18 protein-coding genes are annotated in these 19,772 nt (G+C 58.0%); 15 read left to right on the forward strand and 3 right to left on the reverse strand.

What is annotated here, in order from left to right:
• The first annotated feature begins 6 nt into the window (after positions 1-6).
• From ACGHUK_RS01745 to ACGHUK_RS01755, 3 genes are all read left to right on the forward strand, one after another.
• On the forward strand, positions 7-750 hold the full coding sequence (locus ACGHUK_RS01745; RefSeq protein WP_005943870.1) for an ABC transporter ATP-binding protein: 744 nt from the start codon (positions 7-9) through the stop codon (positions 748-750).
• A gap of 1 nt (position 751) precedes the next feature.
• Positions 752-2,629, forward strand: a complete 1,878-nt coding sequence (locus ACGHUK_RS01750) for a glycosyltransferase (RefSeq protein ID WP_390574724.1) — start codon at positions 752-754, stop codon at positions 2,627-2,629.
• Positions 2,630-2,806: 177 nt separating this feature from the next.
• A complete protein-coding gene (locus ACGHUK_RS01755; protein WP_120080524.1) occupies positions 2,807-3,343 on the forward strand; it encodes a DUF5662 family protein in 537 nt (178 codons plus the stop codon).
• A gap of 133 nt (positions 3,344-3,476) precedes the next feature.
• Here the strand turns inward: ACGHUK_RS01755 and ACGHUK_RS01760 are convergent, their stop codons facing one another.
• Complete coding sequence (locus tag ACGHUK_RS01760) at positions 3,477-3,602, reverse strand: hypothetical protein (protein ID WP_005943878.1); 126 nt, start codon at positions 3,600-3,602, stop codon at positions 3,477-3,479.
• Between the two features lie 312 nt (positions 3,603-3,914).
• Between ACGHUK_RS01760 and rsxC the strand changes: the two genes are divergently transcribed.
• The 7 genes from rsxC to ACGHUK_RS01795 all read left to right on the forward strand — a co-directional run bounded on the left by rsxC (position 3,915) and on the right by ACGHUK_RS01795 (position 10,619).
• Positions 3,915-5,231 carry an electron transport complex subunit RsxC gene (gene rsxC / locus ACGHUK_RS01765; RefSeq protein ID WP_242959231.1) on the forward strand — a complete coding sequence of 439 codons (1,317 nt, stop codon included), beginning with the start codon at positions 3,915-3,917 and terminating at the stop codon, positions 5,229-5,231.
• Positions 5,231-6,190: an RnfABCDGE type electron transport complex subunit D gene (locus ACGHUK_RS01770; RefSeq protein ID WP_390574726.1), complete on the forward strand. Its 960-nt coding sequence runs from the start codon at positions 5,231-5,233 to the stop codon at positions 6,188-6,190. Before rsxC ends, ACGHUK_RS01770 begins: the two co-directional genes overlap by 1 nt.
• Complete coding sequence (locus ACGHUK_RS01775; RefSeq protein ID WP_097777392.1) at positions 6,187-6,735, forward strand: FMN-binding protein; 549 nt, start codon at positions 6,187-6,189, stop codon at positions 6,733-6,735. The genes ACGHUK_RS01770 and ACGHUK_RS01775 overlap by 4 nt, the downstream gene beginning before the upstream one ends.
• Positions 6,736-6,751: 16 nt before the next feature.
• Complete coding sequence (gene rsxE, locus ACGHUK_RS01780; RefSeq protein WP_005943886.1) at positions 6,752-7,417, forward strand: electron transport complex subunit RsxE; 666 nt, start codon at positions 6,752-6,754, stop codon at positions 7,415-7,417.
• 1 nt (position 7,418) lies between these two features.
• A complete protein-coding gene (locus ACGHUK_RS01785; protein WP_005943888.1) occupies positions 7,419-8,051 on the forward strand; it encodes an electron transport complex protein RnfA in 633 nt (210 codons plus the stop codon).
• Between the two features lie 15 nt (positions 8,052-8,066).
• The gene (locus ACGHUK_RS01790; protein ID WP_337679853.1) at positions 8,067-8,966 is read left to right on the forward strand and encodes an RnfABCDGE type electron transport complex subunit B; all 900 of its coding nucleotides are present in this window, start codon (positions 8,067-8,069) and stop codon (positions 8,964-8,966) included.
• A gap of 513 nt (positions 8,967-9,479) precedes the next feature.
• Positions 9,480-10,619 carry an MFS transporter gene (locus ACGHUK_RS01795; RefSeq protein ID WP_390574728.1) on the forward strand — a complete coding sequence of 380 codons (1,140 nt, stop codon included), beginning with the start codon at positions 9,480-9,482 and terminating at the stop codon, positions 10,617-10,619.
• Positions 10,620-10,777: 158 nt separating this feature from the next.
• On the opposite strand, the gene ACGHUK_RS01800 is transcribed toward ACGHUK_RS01795, so the two are convergent.
• Entirely contained in the window at positions 10,778-11,407 is a 630-nt protein-coding gene (locus ACGHUK_RS01800) for an epoxyqueuosine reductase QueH (RefSeq protein WP_005943897.1), read from the reverse strand.
• Positions 11,408-11,538: 131 nt separating this feature from the next.
• Here ACGHUK_RS01800 and ACGHUK_RS01805 point away from each other — a divergent pair, with 131 nt between their 5' ends.
• The 5 genes from ACGHUK_RS01805 to ACGHUK_RS01825 all read left to right on the forward strand — a co-directional run bounded on the left by ACGHUK_RS01805 (position 11,539) and on the right by ACGHUK_RS01825 (position 18,712).
• A complete protein-coding gene (locus ACGHUK_RS01805) occupies positions 11,539-11,763 on the forward strand; it encodes a DUF896 domain-containing protein (protein WP_120080532.1) in 225 nt (74 codons plus the stop codon).
• A gap of 210 nt (positions 11,764-11,973) precedes the next feature.
• Entirely contained in the window at positions 11,974-13,266 is a 1,293-nt protein-coding gene (locus ACGHUK_RS01810; RefSeq protein ID WP_044953951.1) for an adenylosuccinate synthase, read from the forward strand.
• A 45-nt stretch (positions 13,267-13,311) separates the two neighbouring features.
• Complete coding sequence (locus ACGHUK_RS01815; protein ID WP_005943906.1) at positions 13,312-14,214, forward strand: DegV family protein; 903 nt, start codon at positions 13,312-13,314, stop codon at positions 14,212-14,214.
• A 322-nt stretch (positions 14,215-14,536) separates the two neighbouring features.
• A complete protein-coding gene (gene clpB, locus ACGHUK_RS01820; protein WP_390574730.1) occupies positions 14,537-17,149 on the forward strand; it encodes an ATP-dependent chaperone ClpB in 2,613 nt (870 codons plus the stop codon).
• Positions 17,150-17,407: 258 nt separating this feature from the next.
• On the forward strand, positions 17,408-18,712 hold the full coding sequence (locus tag ACGHUK_RS01825) for an HlyC/CorC family transporter (RefSeq protein WP_291017590.1): 1,305 nt from the start codon (positions 17,408-17,410) through the stop codon (positions 18,710-18,712).
• A 135-nt stretch (positions 18,713-18,847) separates the two neighbouring features.
• Here the strand turns inward: ACGHUK_RS01825 and ACGHUK_RS01830 are convergent, their stop codons facing one another.
• Positions 18,848-19,768, reverse strand: a complete 921-nt coding sequence (locus tag ACGHUK_RS01830) for an ROK family protein (RefSeq protein WP_390574732.1) — start codon at positions 19,766-19,768, stop codon at positions 18,848-18,850.
• Positions 19,769-19,772 lie beyond the last annotated feature (4 nt).

The raw sequence follows: 19,772 nt of genomic DNA on the forward strand, positions 1-19,772 counted from the left end.
AGAACAATGGAACCGATCATCAAAGTGGACAATGTTTCCATGTGCTTCAACCTCTCCAAGGAAAAGCATGAGAGCCTGAAAGAGTATTTTCTGGCCATGGTGCAGGGCCGCCTGCAGTACGATGAATTTTACGCCCTCAAGGACGTGAGTCTGGACATCATGCCCGGTGATTTCTACGGCCTTGTGGGTCTGAACGGCTCGGGCAAGTCCACCCTGCTCAAGACCATTGCGGGCGTGTACAAGCCCAGCAAGGGCAAGGTGACGGTCCGCGGCTCCATCGCCCCGCTCATCGAGCTGGGCGCGGGCTTTGATATGGACCTGACTGCCCGCGAGAACATCTATCTGAACGGCACGGTGCTGGGCTTCTCGCCCAAGTATCTGGACGAAAAGTTTGATGAGATCGTGGAGTTCAGCGAGCTGCAGAACTTTCTGGATGTGCCGCTCAAGAACTACTCCTCCGGCATGGTGGCCCGCATCGGCTTTGCCATTGCCACCATCACCAAGCCCGATATCCTCATTGCGGACGAGGTGCTTTCGGTGGGCGATTTCCTGTTCCAGCAGAAGTGCGAAAAGCGGATGCAGGAGCTGATGGCGGGCGGCACCACGGTCATTCTGGTGTCTCACTCCATTGAGCAGATCGAGCGCATGTGCAGCAAGGTGGCATGGCTGAGCCACGGCCACCTGAAAATGAATGGCGATACGGCAACGGTTTGCGCGGCCTACAAGGCAACGCAGCGCGGCGAGGCCTGATATGAATGTACGACTGAAACGTGCCAGAGAACTGGCAGGCTATGCGGTGCAGCTGACGAGGGACGAGGGCCTGCCCACCATGCTCAAACGGGGCGCGGGCTTTGTCAAGCGCCGCTGCTTTGGCAAGCGTGCCCGCTATCTGCCCGCCAAAAAGGTGCTGGAAGCCCAGCGGGCCGAAATGGCCGGCAAAACGGCGGCAGACTGCGGCCTGCCCACCATCAGCATCCTGACCCCGCTGTATAATACGCCGGAAAAATACCTGCGGGAATTTCTGGATTCCTTTGTGAACCAGACGGCCCCCAACGGTCAGCTCTGCCTTGCGGATGCTTCCGATGCAGAACATGCCGATGTGAAGCGCATCGTGGAGGAATATCAGACAAAGAATCAACGCATCGTATACAAAAAGATCGAAAACAAGGGCATTGCGGCCAACACCAATGCTGCGGCAGAGCTTGCCACAGGGGAATATCTGGCCCTTGCCGACCACGATGATATCCTTGCGCCCCACGCCATGTACACCATGGGCAAAGCCATTCTGCAGCTGCGGGCGCAGGGCGAGCCGGACGGCTTCCTCTACAGCGATGAAGCACTCTTTTCCAAGAGCATCCAGCGGCCCATGGTGGCCCACTTCAAGCCGGATTACGCCCCGGACTACCTGCTGTGCTGCAACTACATCTGCCACTTGGCGGTGTTCCAAAAGGCGCTGTGGGATGAGATCGGCGGGGAGCGGCCGGAGTGCGACGGCAGTCAGGATCACGATTTGTTCCTGCGCCTTGTGGAAAAGACCGGCGGCGCGGCCCATGTACCGCAGGTGCTGTACTACTGGCGGGTGCACGCAGGCTCCACCTCCGGCGGCACCGATGCCAAGCCCTATGTGGCGGCAGCAGCCAAAAAGGCGCTGGCCGACCATCTGGCCCGCACCGGGCGCACCGGCACCGTGGAGGATGGCCTGTTCCCCAGTACCTACCGGGTGAAGTGGGATATTGTGGGCGACCCGAAGGTAAGCATCCTCATCCCGAACAAGGACCACACCGACGATCTGGAAAAGTGCCTGCACAGCATCTGGACCAAAACCAGCTGGGAGAACTTTGAGGTTATCGTCATCGAGAACAACTCCACCGACCCGGCCACCTTTACCTATTATAAGGAAGCCCGGCAGCGCTACGACGGCCTGCAGGTGGTCAACTACCTGCAGAAGGGCTTCAACTTTTCCGGCATCAACAACTTTGGCCGGCAGTACGCCAGCGGGGATTACCTGCTGCTGCTGAACAACGACGTGGAGGTGCGCAATGCGGATTGGCTCACGGAGCTTTTGCGGCAGTGTGCTCACCCCGGCGGCGCGGCCATCTGCGGCGCAGAGCTTTTTTACCCGGACGAGACGTTGCAGCATGCGGGCGTTGTGACCGGCCTTGGCGGCTATGCGGGCCACAGCCACAAATACCGCAAGGCGGGCGGCAGCGGCTACATGTTCCGCGCTGCAACGGTGCAGGACTTTTCCGCCGTCACCGGTGCCTGCCTGCTGGTAAAGACCAGCGTGTGGGACGAAGTGGGCGGTCTGGACGAAGCCTTTGCGGTGGCCTTCAACGATGTGGATTTCTGCCTGCGAGTGCGGGATGCAGGATACCGCATTGCGTGGACACCCTATGCTCAGCTGACCCATTACGAGAGCAAGAGCCGCGGCGGCGACGAAAAAGACCCGGTGAAAGCCCGGCGCTTTGCCGCCGAGCAGCAGCGGCTGTATGCCGTGCACGGCAAGGCGAACATCCTGCACGACCCCTACTACAACCCCAACCTGACCATGGACCGGGAGGATTTTTCCGAAAGCAATGATCTGCGCGGGCTGAAAGAGGGACGTATCACGGTGCAGTGGAGGGGATGAACCCTCTCAGGCGCTATCGCGCCAGCTCCCCCGAAGGGGGAGCTTTATGCGCTGTGGAGGAAAAGAAAACCTTCTGTTTGCAGGAAAAACTTGCCGATTCGCAGGGAAAAAGCTCCCCCTTCGGGGGAGCTGACATCGCGCAGCGATGGCTGAGAGGGTTATTAGGAGGAGCACCAAATGAACATCAAGGGCCATTTTGAAACCATCACCCGGCATAAGCTGCTGGTGATGAAATACTGCTTTGCCTGCGGGCTCTATGAGCAGGGCCTTGCCCACGACCTGAGCAAGTACAGCCCTACCGAGTTCATTCCGGGCTGCATCTATTATCAGGGTGACCACAGCCCCAACGAAGCGGAACGTCTGGCGCGGGGCTATTCCTCCGCGTGGCTGCACCACAAGGGCCGCAACAAGCACCATCTGGAATACTGGATCGACTACAGCACCCGGAAGGTGGGCCTTGCCGGCATGAAGATGCCCCTGCGCTATGTGTGCGAAATGGTGTGCGACCGCGTGGCCGCAAGCCAGATCTATCTGGGCGACAAGTACACCGATGCTTCCCCGTGGGAATACTACGAGCGCAGCAAGACCCACTACCTGCTCCACCCGGAGACCCGTGCCCTGCTGGAAGAGCTGCTGAAAATGGTGCGCGACCTTGGACATGACCGCACCTTTGAGCACATGAAATACCTGCTGGGCTGCGAAAAAGATTACTAAAAGGAATATTTTGCTTAAAAACACCGCTGAGGGAGACCCGGCGGTGTTTTTTGTATGCCATAAAACAACACATCCCCCAGCCCGGGCGGCGTTGCCGTTCAGGCTGGGGGATGCTTTTTGTGCAAGACGGGTGTTACTGCTCGTTCTCGTAGATCTGGATATAACGGGGTGCATTCTTATCCTGAATGAACAGCAGCGCGGCGGTCAGGGCCACCGCCAGAGCAGTGAGGACGGCGAGCAGTGCTTTGAGAACCTTCATCGTTTCAAGCCTCCTTGGTAAGTCTGGCGCGGAGCGGGGGACGTTCCGCAGTTTTTGGTTGCCCTTAGTATAGCATAATCCGCATACAAAGGCAAACACCGGATACAGGAAGAAAAATACGGTGGTTAGTTATATATAACCACGAAAAAATGAAAAGAAAGTTCAGGAAAATACATCATTTTTGTGCCATTGTCGTTGACTTCCCACGCCAAAATGATACAATAAACATGTTAAGCAGCTGCTGTCCCTGTACCAGTGCGCCTGCATGGGCGTGGGGGCGGCAATTCAAGCAGAATGGGGGATTTGAATTCCATGTTGAACAAGCTGAAACGTGCGGCGCTTGGCGCGCATACGCCGCATGACAAGGCAACTGCTGCAAGCAAACCGATCCCGATGCCTCTGCCCGCGCAGGTACGCATCCTCATGAGCCAGCATATCGGCGCTCCCGCCAAAGCTCTGGTCAAAAAGGGCGACGAGGTGTTCGTTGGCACAAAGATCGGCGAGGCTGGCGGCTTCGTCTCTGCAAACATCCACTCCAGTGTCTCCGGCACGGTTGCCGCAGTGGAGCCCTTCCGTCTGTCCAATGGCCGCATGTGCGACTCTGTCGTCATCAAGACCGATGGCAAACAGACCGTGGACCCGGCTGTCAAGGCACCGGAAGTGACCGATAAGGCCAGCTTCCTCAAGGCTGTGCGTGAGTGCGGCCTGGTCGGTCTGGGCGGCGCAGGCTTCCCGACCGACGTAAAGCTGCAGCCCAAGCAGCAGGTGGATACCCTGCTGATCAACGCTTCCGAGTGTGAAGTGTGGCTGACCAGCGATACGCAGGAGATGCTGAACTGCAGCGATGATATCATCCGCGGCATCAAGGCCGTGCTGCAGTACACCGGCATCCCGAAGTGCGTCATCGGCATTGAGAACAACAAGCCCGAGTGCATCGACCTGCTGTGCAAAAAGACCAATGGCGACAGCACCATCGAGGTCAAGCCCCTGCCCAGTGTCTACGGCACCGGCGCAGAGCTGATCCTCATTGAAAAGTGTCTGGGCCGCGAAGTGCCCCACGGCGGTCTGCCCGCAGATGCCGGCGCCATCGTCATGAACGTGACCAGCGTCTCCACCCTTGGCAAGTATCTGGCTACCGGTATGCCGGTGGTCGAGCGCACCATCACCGTGGACGGCGATGCCTGCGCAAAGCCCCAGAACATCGTTGTCCCCGTGGGCACTGCCTATCAGGACATCATTGATTTTGCGGGTGTCAAGGGCGAGCTGGGCAAAGTGGTTGCCGGCGGTGCCATGATGGGCCCCGCTGTGGAGAACCTGAGCTACCCCACCACCAAGACCACCTCCGGCCTGATCTTCCTGAGCAAGGCCGCTGCAGAGCCTGCACCGGTGAATCCCTGCATCCGCTGCGGCCGCTGCGTGGAGTACTGCCCCATGGGTCTGGAGCCTGTGGAGGTCAATCAGGCATACGCTGCACGCGATGTGCAGGAGCTGGGCAAGCTGCATGCAGACTACTGCTTCAACTGCGGCAGCTGCTCTTTCGTCTGCCCGGCAAAGCGCCCTGTTACCCAGATGATGAGTCTGGCAAAGGCGTTCTACCTTGGTGAAATCAAAAAAGGAGGCAATAAGTAATGGATACGAAGCTTATTGTTTCGGCTTCCCCGCATGTGCGCAGCGAAGAGACCACCCAGAGCCTGATGGCCAACGTGATCGTCGCCCTGTGCCCCTGCGTGGTGGCCTCTGCCATCATTTTTGGTATGCGTGCACTGCTGGTAACAGCCGTGTCCGTGGTGGCCTGTGTGGTTTTTGAGTGGCTGTACTGCAAGCTGCTCAAGAAGCCCAACCCCATCAGCGACCTGTCCGCCGTCGTCACCGGCATCATTCTGGCCATGAACGTGCCCGTGGGCATGCCCATCGGCCAGCTCATCATCGGTGATCTGGTGGCCATCGTCATCGTCAAGCAGCTGTTCGGCGGCATCGGCATGAACTTTGCCAACCCCGCTCTGGTGGGCCGTATCGTGCTGTTCATCAGCTTTGCCGGTTCCATGAACAAGTGGGTGTTCCCGGATGCAGCGGTGGATCAGCTGTCCAGCGCTACCCCGCTGGCTGTGGCCGATAAGTCCAAGCTGAGCCTGCTGGATCTGTTCATGGGCATCCACGGCGGTGTGCTGGGCGAGACCTGCGCACTGGCCATCGTGCTGGGCCTGATTTATCTGGTGGCCACCAAGACCATCAGCATCGCCATCCCGGCTTCTTACGTCGGCAGCATGTTCGTGTTCTACCTCATTGCTACCCACAGTATGCACGAGGCTCTGGTTGCCGTGCTGAGCGGCGGCCTGCTGTTCGGTGCCGTGTTCATGGCTACCGACTACGTTACCAGCCCCTTCACCCTGAAGGGCAAGCTGGTGTACGGCGTGGCACTGGGCATCGTCACCTTTGCCATCCGTTACTGGGGCAGCTACACCGAGGGCGTGTCCTTCGCACTGCTGTTCATGAACCTGTGGGTCCCCTACATCAACGATCTGACCCGTCAGACCCCGTATGGCTACATCAAGCCTGCAAAGAAAGCAAAGGAGGGTGCTGGCAAATGAGTAAGTCTTCCAACTGGGAGAGCACCATCAAGCCCATTGTTGTGCTGAGCGTTATCTCCCTGATCGCCAGCCTGCTGCTGGCACTGGTGAACGGTATGACCGCCCCGGTCATTGCCGAGAACACCAAGCGCACCACTCTGGCCGCTTATGTCGGCGTGCTGCCCTCCGTTTCGGATGCCAGCGAGCTGGAAGAAGTGACCGATTACACCACCGCCGGCATCACCGGCGTGGTCAAAGCTCCGGACGGCAGCACTGCCATCAAGGCTGAGGAAAAGGGCTTTGACGGCGGTATCCTGACCGTTATCATGGGCTTTGATGCCAATGGTGCCGAGACCGGCATCTGGGTGGACGCTTCCACCCAGACCAAGGGCATCGGCTCCAACGTGAGCAGTGACGACTTCCTGGCGCAGTTCGACGGCATGGACGGCACCCAGAACATTGTGATGAATCAGGATTACGACGCCTACAGCGGCGCAACCATCTCCTCCACCGCACTGTTTGCTGCCATCAATGACTGTGTCAACTGCTACAACGAGCTGGCGTAAAGGAGGTTGGTAAGAAATGGCACAAGAAAATAAGTCCAAGGTAAGCATCCTTACCAACGGCATTATCAAAGAAAACCCCGTTCTGCGTCTGGTTCTGGGTACCTGCTCCATTCTGGCAGTTACCACTGCAGTTTCCAGCGCTCTGGGCATGGGTGCCGCCTTCACCTTCGTGCTGGTGTGCTCCAATATCATGATCTCCCTGCTGCGCAAGGTGATCCCCGGCAAGGTGCATCTGCCCTGCTACATCGTCATTATCGCAAGCTTCGTGACCATCGTTCAGATGTTCATGCAGGCTTACATGGAAAGCCTGTACAACGCTCTGGGCGTGTTCCTGCCCCTGATCGTTGTCAACTGTATCATTCTGGGCCGTGCCGAGATGTTCGCCTGCAAGAACAGCATCGTGGACTCCGCACTGGACGGCGTGGGCATGGGCGTTGGCTACACCCTCACCGCTACCCTGATGGCATCCATCCGTGAGATCCTGGGCAGCGGCACATGGCTGGGCTTCCAGGTGATCCCGGAAAGCGTTGCCAAGGTCTCCATCATGACGCAGGCTCCCGGCGCATTCTTCTGCTTTGGCCTGTTGATGGCCGGCTGTGTGTGGCTGGAAGGCAAGCTGGATGCCCGCATCGAGCGCAAGAGCTGCTGCGACCTTGATAACCTGAAGAAGGAGGCAGAATAAGATGTTAGTAAAACTCGCTGCGATCTTCTTCAGCATGATCCTGGTCAACAACTACGTGCTGGTGAAGTTCTACGGTATCTGCCCGTTCCTGGGCGTTTCCAAAAAGCTGGATTCTGCGGTTGGTATGTCCGGCGCCGTCATCTTCGTCATGTTCATGGCAACGGCCGTTACCTTCCCCATCCAGATCTTCATTCTGGACCCGGCTGGTCTGAGCTACCTGCAGACCATCGTGTTCATTCTGGTCATTGCTGTTCTGGTGCAGTTCATCGAGATCTTCCTCAAGAAGTACGTGGTTGCACTGTATAACTCTCTGGGCGTTTATCTGCCCCTGATCACCACCAACTGCTGTGTTCTGGCTGTCACCATTCTGGTCGTGGGCGACTACGGCGCAGATGTGGCTGCTATGGGCTTCGGTGTTGCTTACATTGAGGCTCTGGTCTGTGCCATCGGCGCAGGCTGCGGCTTCATGCTGGCCATGGTCATGTTCAGCGGCGTGCGCAAGCGCGTGGAAGCCTGCGATCCCCCGGCACCCTTCAAGGGCCTGCCCATCACCCTGATCGCAGCAGCAATCACCAGCCTGTCCTTCATGGGCTTCGGCGGCATCGTCGAAAACCTGTTCAATGTCACGCTGTAAGGGAGGAACAGGATTATGAATATTGTATCTGCTGTTATCCTGTGTACCATCGTGGGCGCAGTCGGCGCGATCGTTCTGGTCGCAGCGTCCAAGTTCATGGCGGTGGAGGAAGACCCCCGCATTGAAGAAGTTACCAACTGCCTTGCCGGTGCAAACTGCGGCGGCTGCGGCTACGCAGGCTGTGCGGACTACGCAAAGGCTGTGGTCATGGACGGCGTGCCCTGCGACAAGTGCGCACCCGGCGGCCCTAAGGCTGCCGCTGCCATTGCCAAGATCATGGGCGGCACGGCCAGCGCTGTGGAAAAGAAGGCTGTTGTCCAGTGTCAGGGCAATTCCGAGCACTGCAAGCCTGCTTATGATTACAAGGGCATCCAGACCTGTGCAGCCGCTGCTGCACTGTACGGCGGCCCCAAGACCTGCTCCTTTGCCTGCGTTGGTCTGGGCGACTGCACCAAGGTGTGTAAGTTCGATGCCATCCACATTGTGGACGGTGTTGCCAAGGTGGACAAGGACAAGTGCACCGGCTGCGGTGCCTGCGCAAACATCTGCCCCAAGCAGGTCATCATGATCGACGTGGGCGGCCCGCGCAAGCCGGTGGTCATGTGCTCCAACAAGGACAAGGGTCCTGTGGCCATGAAGGCCTGCACCACCTCCTGCATTGCCTGCGGTATGTGCGAGCGCACCTGTAAGTTCGACGCTATCCACGTGGTGGACGGCGTGGCCCGCATCGACTATGACAAGTGCAAGGGCTGCGGCATGTGTGCCCAGAAGTGCCCCAAGCACATCATCCTCTTCCCGCTGAAGGATGACCCCAATCCCCCGAAGCCCGTGGTGAAGCCCGCCGCTCCCGCTGCTGCTCCCGCAGCAAAGCCGGAAGCCAAGGTTGAGGCAAAGCCCGAGACCAAGGCAGAGTAAACTGTAAACCAAAGCCCGCCGTGCAGCGATGCCCGGCGGGCTTTTTGCATAGAAAATGATTGGAAATGCCCTCTGCGTTGCTCTGGGCATAATTCAAGGAAATATTCTTCTGGATTTCGGTAGAACGGAACGCCTGCGGGCGTTCCGTTCTACCATTTTCACAAGAAAGGTCGCAGAGATGAGATGCATTTTCCAGTCACAGCCCCTCTCGTGAAAAAGCGTTTGGAGCGCTCCGCAGAGCTTGTCGGGGCAACGCCCCTCCATCTGCTTACGCAGACCGCTCTGCCGCTTGAAAGCCCCACTGGGGCTTTCATTGCTGTGCAAATGCGGTCGCTCCAAACGCGAAATTAAAAATGAATTTTCCGCTGAAGATGCCCAGAGCGCAAGCGGAGGGCATTTTAAATCGTCCGAACCCGGCGGGCTTTTTGCAACTTTTTGTAAGAAAATCCGGTTGCAATGATGCGGAATTATGGTTAAATAGAAGGAGGATATTTTCACAGAAAGAGGACGATTATGGAACAACAGTCTGCACGCCTGCGGAATACAGGCTTTCTTACTTTCTTCTTCAGTGGCATCTGTGCCATCAGTGCGGGCGTGGTGGTCAGCCTGCTGCAGGAGCGCTACGGCTTTGCCTACGGCACGACCGGCACCCTGCTCTCACTTATGAGTGTGGGTAATCTGCTGGCAGGCCTGCTCATCGGTATGCTGCCCAGTGTACTGGGCATGAAGCCCAGTGTGCTGCTGCTCACCATCGGCTATGCGGTGGGCTACGGCATCATGGGCCTGACCGGTGTAGAGATCCTGCTGGCAGTGGCTTTCTTTGTGGTGGGCATTGCCAAGGGCAGTGTTATCAACACCTGCACCATTCTGGTCAGCGATCACTCTGCCGACCGCACCCGCGGCATGAACCTGATGCACAGCTGCTACGCCTGCGGTGCGCTGCTGTGCCCCTTCCTCATTGCGGCAGCGGCGAAGGTGAGCACTGAGCTGGCGGTGTTCCTGCTGGCGGCACTGGGACTTGTGCTGTGGCTGGTATATGCCTTTACCCCGCTGGGCGGCGGCAGGGCCAAGAATGCCAAGGAAAAGCAGGCCATTGACTGGAGCTTTCTGCGTTCGGCACGGTTCTGGATGCTGACAGGCCTTTTGTTCTTCCAGAACGCTGCAGAGCAGAGCGTCAACGGCTGGATGGTCACTTACTTCAAGGGCAGCGGCATCATTGTGGGCACACTGGCGGCTTACACCGTCACGGTCATGTGGGGTGCCACGCTGGTGGCCCGTCTGCTGATCGCATTCGTGTTCCCGTTCAAGAACCCGCGCAAGGCCATGGTGGGCATGAGCGTGCTGTGTACGATCTTTTATGTGCTGCTGGTCATGGCCCACACGCAGGGCATGGCCATCGTGCTGCTGTTTGCGTTTGCGTTCTCCATGGCGGGCCTGAACCCCACCGCTGTGGCCAGCGCGGGCCGCATGACCAGCGTGACCAGCATGGGCATCATGCTGCCGGTGGCATCCAGCGGTGCCATCCTCATGCCGTGGATCATTGGCATCGTAGCCGAAAAGGCTGGCCTTGCCGCTGGTATGGCTTCCAACATCGTGCCCTGCGTGGGGCTGATTATTTTCACCCTGCTGGTAGCTAGATTGCCGGAGGAATAAACCCTCTCAGGCGCTATCGCGCCAGCTCCCCCGAAGGGGGGAGCTTTATGTGCTAAAACCGTTTGGTATTCTCTTTTCAGTAAAGAAAATAACCGTTGGGAAGTAGAAAAAGCTCCCCTCTCGGGGGAGCTGGCATTGCGAAGCAATGACTGAGAGGGTTATTTCTCAATGCCTCTGGCCTTCGCGCTGAACTCGCACCCGCAGTAATCCTGCCGGTACAGGCCGTATTCCTCCGAAAGCTGCAGGCTGCGCAGATAGCCGTTGTGCTTTTTGAAGTCTGAGGGCAGATGCTTTACGCCGAACTCGGCTTCCAGCTCCTGCCCGATGGCATTGATGCGCTTGGCATCTTTATGCGGGCTGATGGACAGTGTGGTGGTGAACCAGTCGAAGCCGTTCTCACTGGCGTATTGCGCCGCCCGGCGCATCCGCAGCCGGTAGCAGATCGTGCACCGGCTGCCCCGCTCCGGCTCGTTTTCAAGGCCGGTGACAGCAGAGTAGAACTCCTGCGGGTCGTAGTGATCCTCCACCACGGTCACGCCCAGAGGATGGGCTGCTGCCACGAACTTCTTCAGCTCTTCGCCGCGGCGGTGGTATTCCTCTGCAGGCCATGTATTGGGGTTATAGTAAAGCACTGTGATCTCAAAATACTGGCACAGCTGTTCCAGCACTGCGCTGGAGCAGGGGCCGCAGCAGGCGTGGAGCAAAAGGCGCGGCCGGGTGCCGTCCAGCGTTTTGAGCACGGCATCCATCTGCTGTGCAAAATTCAATTGAGTTGCCATTTTTATCATCCTTTGCTATACTGATTGAGAAAATTCCTTAAAAAGCTCGCCCTTTCGGGGGAGCTGGCATTGCACAGCAATGACTGAGAGGGTTTGCTTTCTTATTATAACATATTCCGCTTGAAAATACAGGAGGCACCATGACACAGGAAAAGATCGCCCGCATCAACGAGCTGGCAAAAAAGAGCAAGACCACCGGCCTGACCGAGGCCGAAAAGGCAGAGCAGCAGGCCCTGCGCCGCGAATACATCGACGACATGAAGGCCAGCCTGCGCGCACAGCTGGCCAACACCTCCATTCAGGAGCCGGACGGCACTATCCACAAGGTGATCCGCCGTGCCGACCTTGAGAACCCCCGTAGCTGAACGCACAATTTTGCGCACACTTTTTTGGAGGAAAACGCAGCCAAAAGCTGTGTTTTCCTCTTTTTTTGCACGGCGATCTGTGCTATACTATACTTGCATTGGTATGTGTTTTGTGTATGCCTGCTGATGTGTTTTCCCAAGGTGGCGTATCCCGGGCAAGGTGCACGGAAAAGGCTGTCTTTTGAAAAAATGATAAAGAGGTCATTTATTATGCTTACTGCAATTACGGGTATCAACTGGGGCGATGAAGGCAAGGGCCGCATGGTCGACCTCATCAGCCAGGAGTATGACATCGTTGCACGTTATCAGGGCGGCAACAACGCCGGTCACACGGTCAAGAACGAGCGCGGCAAGTTCGTGCTGAATTTGCTGCCCTCCGGCATCCTGCGTCCGAACGTGGTCTGCGTTATGGGCAACGGCATGGTCATCGACCCGCATCATCTGGACGGCGAGATCAACAAGCTGCGGGAGCAGGGCGTTGAGATCAGCCCGGCAAACCTGAAGATCTCCGACCGTGCAACCATCACCATGCCCTACCATGTGGAGCAGGACGGTCTGGAAGAAGCACGTCTGTCCAAGACCGGCGCACAGTTCGGCTCCACCAAGCGCGGCATTGCCTACGCTTACGGCGACAAGTACATGAAGAAGACCCTGCGCATGGGCGACCTGCTGCATCTGGACGACGCTGTGAAGAAGCGCCTGGTCACCATGGTGGATTCCAAGAATCTGGTCATGGAGGGCAGCTACAACGCAGCTCCCATCAGCGTGGATGAGATGTGGGCATGGCTCGAAAAGTATGCCGCCATCTTCAAGGATTACATCTGCGATGTGGGCCAGTATCTGGCCGATGCAGACGCTGCAGGCAAGAAGGTCCTGTTCGAGGCTCAGCTGGGCGCTCTGCGCGACATCGATTTCGGCATTTACCCCTATACCACCTCTTCCAACGTCATCGGTGCCTACGCTCCCATCGGCGCAGGCATCCCGGGCCACAAGCTGCACAACTCCATCGGCGTCATGAAGGCTTACTCCTCCTGCGTGGGTGACGGCCCCTTCACTGCCGAGCTGGCTATGACCGAAGAGGAAAAGCACGACCTGCGTGAGGCTGGCCACGAGTACGGTGCAGCCACCGGCCGTCCCCGCCGCGTTGGCCCCATCGATCTGGTGGCAAGCCGCTACGGCGTGTTCTGCCAGGGCTGCGATGAAGTTGCTCTGACCCTGCTGGACGTGCTGGACTACATGGAAAAGATCCCCATGGTCACTGCCTACAAGCTGACCGATGGCAGCACCACCACCCGCTTCCCCATGGGCGAAGCTCTGGACACCGCACAGCCCGTGGTGGAGTACCTGCCCGGCTGGCACTGTGATATCACTGCAGCCCGCAAGTGGGAAGACCTGCCCAAGGAAGCACGCGATTACGTGGAATATCTGGAAAAGGCTGTCGGCTGCAAGATCACCTACATCTCTGTGGGTGCCGAGCGTGAGGCTTATATCCACCACGTATGATCCCCTGCAAAGCTCCTGAATGATTCAGAAAAGGAAGCGTCACAGATGTTTGATATCATTACCGACAGCGCATGCGACCTGACGCTGGACACTGCCAAACAGCTCCAAATCGAGGTCGTGCCCTTCTATGTCTCGCTGGACGGCGAGCACTACCGCAAAGAAGGCAAGGAGATCGCCGTGCGGGACTTCTACCAGTTCATGGTGGACAACCCTTCGGCCTACCCCAAAACCAGCCTTGCTTCCATTGAGGACTTTGAGCAGGCATTCCGTGCCCATGCTGCTGCTGGCCGGGATGTGCTGTGTCTGGTGTTCACCAGCAAGATGAGCGGCTGTGTGGGCAGCGCCCGCAATGCCCGGGATCTGGTGCTGGAAGATTTCCCCGATGCCCGCATTGAGGTCATTGACAGCGCGGCGGCTACCGTTACCGAGTCCACCATGGTGGAAAACGCCGTGGCCATGCGGGACGCAGGCTGCACGCTGGACGAGACTGTGACATGGCTGGAAGCAGAGAAAGCTACCAACCAGATCTTCTTCACGGTAGGCAATCTGGACTATCTCATTAAGGGCGGCCGCATCGGCAAGGTGACGGGCCGTGCAGCCAACATGCTGGGCATCAAGCCGATGATCCTGTTCAAAGATGGCGAGATCTTCTCCGGCGGTGTGGCACGCGGCCGACAGAAGAGCTTTGAAAAAGCGCTGGAACAGCTGATGAACTATCTGGATGCCCACGGCGGCACCCCGGACGACTACCGCATCACCGTAGGCTACGGCTACGACGAAGAGGAAGGCAAGCGCCTGTGGATGCAGACCCGCGCGGCCCTGCGTGCAAAGTACCCCGGCGCACAGTGCGAAGTGGGCCTGCTGCAGATCGGCTGCACCATTGCCGTGCACACCGGCCCCTATGCGCTGGGCATGGGCGTGATGCGCCGCTGGAAAAAGCAGGGCTGATATCTTTATACAAAAAGGCAAGACCACCGCACAAACGTTGTGCGGTGGTCTTTTTTTAGCCCCCGCAGGCGCTTTTTTCCTATTTGCAAACTTTTTATGAACCCTATTGACAAAGTGGGAAAACAGGAGTATAGTTTTAGCAGTCAAACAGATAGAGTGCTAAAACAAGTAAAACCAGTTCGGCAGGAGGTGCTTGAAACCGTGAAACAACTGAAGAATAGCCGCTGCTTCCCGTTCGGCAGCATCTCTGCACCGGGCTTTTAGCAGATGGATATCGTGTCCGCTAAAATAAACCTTCCGGTATGAATGGAGGCTTGACTTTATGAATACCAATCAATATACACAGAAAACGCTGGAAGCTCTGCAGGCAGCGCAGCAGCTGGCTGTGGAGTACCAGCACAATCAATTGGAACCTGAACATCTGCTGCACGCCCTCGCTTCGCAGGAGCAGGGCCTGATCCCGCAGCTGCTGCAGAAGCTGAATGTTGACCCCGGTAGTTTTGCTGCCGCCGTGGCCGAAAAGCTTTCGGCTCTGCCCCGGGTCTCCGGCTCCGGCCGTGACCCCGACAAGGTCTATATCTCGCAGGCTGCCGATAAGGTGCTCAGCGCCGCCGCCCGAGAAGCCAAGGCCATGAAGGACGACTATATCAGCGTGGAGCATGTGTTCCTTGGTCTGCTGGACGAGCAGACCCAGAACACCACCGAGTTGTTCCGTGCGTTCAGCATCACGAAAGATAAGTTCCTGCAGCAGCTCACAGCAGTGCGCGGCAACCAGCGCGTCACCAACGACAATCCCGAGGAGACCTACAACGCCCTGCAGAAGTATGGTCAGGATCTGGTAGATCTTGCCCGCAAGCAGAAGCTGGACCCCGTCATCGGCCGTGATCAGGAGATCCGCAACGTGATCCGCATCCTGTCCCGTAAGACCAAGAACAACCCCTGCCTGATCGGTGAGCCCGGCGTTGGCAAAACCGCCATTGCAGAGGGCCTTGCACAGCGGATCGTGCGCGGCGATGTGCCCGAAAACCTGAAGGACCGCATCGTGTTCAGTCTGGACATGGGCGCTCTGGTGGCCGGTGCAAAGTACCGCGGCGAGTTCGAGGAGCGCCTGAAGAGCGTGCTGAACGAGGTGAAGAAGAGCGAGGGCAAGATCATCCTCTTCATCGATGAGCTGCACACCATCGTGGGTGCCGGCAAGACCGATGGTGCCATGGACGCAGGCAACCTGCTCAAGCCCATGCTGGCCCGGGGCGAGCTGCACTGCATCGGTGCCACCACGCTGGACGAGTACCGCCAGTATATCGAGAAAGACCCCGCTCTGGAGCGCCGCTTCCAGCCGGTACAGGTGGATGAGCCCACCGTGGAGGACACGATCTCCATCCTGCGCGGCCTGAAGGAACGCTACGAGGTGTTCCACGGCGTGAAGATCAACGACAGCGCCCTGATCGCCGCTGCCACCCTTTCCGACCGCTATATCACGGATCGTTTCCTGCCGGATAAGGCCATCGACCTTGTGGATGAAGCCTGCGCCATGATCAAGACCGAGATGGACAGTATGCCCAGCGAGATGGACGATCTGGCCCACCGCATCACCCAGCTGCAGATCGAGCAGGTGAGCCTGAAAAAGGAGACCGATGCCCTGAGCCAGAGCCGCCTGAAGGATCTGGAAAAGGAGCTGGCCGAGCTGCAGGACAAGTTCCGCAGCATGAAGGCAAAGTGGGAGAACGAGAAGAACGCCATCGGCAAGGTGCAATCCCTGCGTGAGCAGATCGAGCAGACCAATGCCGACATTGAAAAGGCTCAGCGCGAGTACGACCTGAACAAGGCTGCTGAGCTGAAATACGGCAAGCTGCCCCAGCTGCAGAAACAGCTGGAAGAGGAAGAGAAGATCGCCGCCGCCAAGAAGGAGGACAGCCTGCTGCGTGACCGCGTGACCGATGAGGAGATCGCCCGCATCGTGGCCCGCTGGACCGGCATCCCGGTGGAGAAACTGGTGGAGGGTGAGCGCGAGAAGCTGCTGCATCTGGACGATGTGCTGCACCAGCGGGTCATCGGTCAGGACGAGGCTGTGACCAAGGTGAGCGAGGCCATCCTGCGCAGCCGCGCCGGTATCGCCAACCCCAACCGCCCCATCGGCAGCTTCCTGTTCCTCGGCCCCACCGGCGTTGGCAAGACTGAGCTGGCCAAGGCACTGGCACAGGCCCTGTTTGACGATGAGCGCAACATGGTGCGAATCGATATGACCGAGTATATGGAGAAGTTCAGCGTCAGCCGTCTGATCGGCGCGCCTCCGGGATACGTCGGTTACGAAGAGGGCGGCCAGCTGACCGAGGCTGTGCGCCGCAAGCCCTACAGTGTGGTGCTGTTCGATGAGGTGGAAAAAGCCCATCCCGATGTGTTCAACATCCTGCTGCAGGTGCTGGACGATGGCCGCATCACCGACAGTCAGGGCCGCACCGTGGACTTCAAGAACACGGTCATCATCCTCACCTCCAATCTGGGCAGCGACATCATCCTGAACGATCTGGAGCAGCGCCGCGCCAACGGCTCCAACGAGCTGAGCGAGGAAGCAAAGCATCAGATCGACCAGCTGCTGAAGAGCAAGTTCCGCCCCGAATTCCTGAACCGTCTGGATGAGATCGTCTACTACAAGAGCCTGACCAAGGACGAGATGCGCAAGATCGTGGATCTGCAGCTGCAGGATCTGCGCAAGCGCATGGAGGAGGGCAAGCACCTCAAGCTGGAGGTCACCACCGCTGCCAAGGACTTCATCATCGATTCTGCTTACGACAGCGTCTATGGCGCACGTCCCATCAAGCGGTTCATCCAGAGCCGCGTGGAGACCCTGATCGCCAAGGCCATCATTCAGGGCAGCTATACCGAGGGCAACACCCTGACGGTAGACTGCGAGAATGGCGCTTTGACCCTGCGATAATGTAAATTTTACCTGTTCTGTACGGACTTTGCGGCAAGAAAGCTTGCACCACCGTACAGAATATGGTATGATTACAAATAACATTGATGTGCTTTTCATCGCGGAACAGCAACGATGGGGAGCACATTTTTGTATACGGAAAGAACTCCTTCCGTCATCGCGCGGCAAGGCTCCCTCTTTGAGGGAGCTGGTTGCGAAGCAGACTGAGGGAGTCTGTTCTTTAATAAAAACAGAAAGTTGAGTGTGATTTCCCTTTTTATGGACGATGGCAGTATTACGCTTTTGGCGGCACTGATCATTCTGGTGGCATTTTCCGCCTTTTTCTCCGCCTCTGAGACCGCATTTTCTTCCCTGAACCAGATCCGCCTGAAAAGCCGCGCCGAGGACGGCGATTCGGCAGCAGCCCGCGTGCTGGCTATGTCGGAAAAGTACGACAAGCTGCTCTCCACCATCCTCATCGGCAACAATATCGTCAACATTGCCGCAGCATCCATTGGCACAGTGCTGTTCACCCGCCTGCTGGACCCGGAGCGGGGCGCGACGGTGTCCACCTTCGTGCTGACCATTGTGGTTCTGATCTTTGGCGAGGTGACCCCCAAGAGCCTTGCAAAGGAGATGCCGGAGACGGTTGCCACGGCGGTTTCGCCCTTTTTGAACCTGCTCATGATCCTGTTTACCCCGCTGACCTGGCTGTTCACCCAGTGGAAGCGCCTGCTGGGGCATTTCATCCGCAGCACCGAGGAGGACACCATCACTGAGGGTGAGCTGATGACCATGGTCAGCGAGGCCGAGAACGACGGCGAGCTGACCGACCGGGAAAGCCAGCTCATCCGCAGCGCCATTGAGTTCGACGATGTGGAGGTGGAGGAGATCCTCACGCCCCGCGTGGATGTGATCGCGGTGGAGGACGATCTCTCGCTGGATGAGGTGGCCGATACCTTTGCGGAATCGGGATATTCCCGTCTGCCCGTTTACCACGGCACCATTGATAACATCATCGGTGTGGTACATGAAAAGGACTTTTACCTTGGCCGTCTGCGCAAGGATACCACGCTGGAAGACCTTGTGAAGCCCACCCTTTATACCACTGGCTCCACCCAGATCTCCCAGCTGCTGCGCACCCTGCGTGAGCAGCACCATCACATGGCGGTGGTGGTGGACGAGTACGGCGGTACCGAGGGCATCATCACGCTGGAAGACATTCTGGAAGAGCTGGTGGGCGAGATCTGGGACGAGCACGACGAAGCGACCGAGGACTTCCGTAGGCAGTCGGATGGCAGCTGGATCGTGCTGGGCAGTGCCGGTGTGGACGACCTGTATGAGAGGCTGGGCCTGCCGGAGGATGAGGATATCGATTCCAATACGGTGAACGGTCTGGTGCAGGAAAAAACCTGCCATCTGCCCAAGGTGGGCGACCGGTTCACGCTGGGCGAGTACGACGGTGTCGTTACCCGCACGGCCAAGCGCCGCGTGACCGAGGTGCGCCTGACCCCGGCGGAAAAGCCGGAACCGAAGAAGGAAGAAGACGAAAAGCCGCACTTCAACCGGCTGACCAATAAGTAAATCTAAGGGAGGATGCCGTTTTCCAATACGGCCCTATCCTGTGAAAAAGCAAACTCCGGCAGACTGCAGTCTGCCGGAGTTTGCTCTATAAAAATAATTGTTCCGCTGAATATGGCTAGAGCGAAGCGGAAGCCATTAAATGGTTTTGCTTTCCGCCTGCAGATAGGTATACAATGCTCCCACCTGATTGGCTTCGCTGCTGAAATGGCAGGGCACGATCTCGCAGCGGGGCAGACCGATCATGTAAGGTGATTCCCCACGGGAAGCAAACAGCCCGGCATATACCCGGCGCAGACTGTCCAGCAGCAGCGGCTGCTTGCTGATGCCGCCGCCGATGGCTACCTTTTCCACATCCAGCAATACGGTCAGGTTGTAGATCTGCACGGCCACCATCTTGCAGAACCGTTCCAGCACTTCCAGCGCTTCCGGCTCGGCGGCATTGGCGGCATCAAAAAAGAGTTTACCGTTCATGGGGGCATCGGCAGGCAGGCCCTTGCGGGCGCGATACCACTTGAGCAGGTATTTGGTGCTGCACTGGCAGGCCATGGTTTTTTCGGCATTCTCCCACTCGTCGGCGTTGGTGTTCACAAAGCTGTACTCTCCGGCGGTAAAGTGCACGCCGCGCACCAGCTGGCCATTGGCAATGATGCCGCCGCCCACGCCGGTGCCGATGATAAACACTGCCGCATTGCAGCAGCCCTGCAAGGCACCGGCCCGCAGCTCTGCAATGGCTGCAGCCTTGCCGTCGTTTTCCAGCGTGACACGGCAGCCGCATCTTTCGCGCACCAGCTGCCCCACCTGCGTGCCGGTGTTGTACAGAAGTGCCCCGCCGTTGGAGACATAGCCGGTGTTGGCATCCACAAAGCCGGGCAGCGCCATGGCGATACCGGCCACTTCATCCTTATGCGGTGCATACAGAGCGTATATTGTGTCGAGAAAATGCTCCTGCGTATCCTGCGGCGTGGGCACGGAACCGGCATCGAAACGGTTCATCTGCTCGTCCATGACCGAATATTTGATCTCGGTGCCTCCTACGTCAAAAACCATGACCTTCATTGCT

Origin of the sequence: Faecalibacterium sp. i25-0019-C1, assembly GCF_042854225.1 — a bacterium.
GTDB classification, from domain to species: domain Bacteria; phylum Bacillota; class Clostridia; order Oscillospirales; family Ruminococcaceae; genus Faecalibacterium; species Faecalibacterium taiwanense.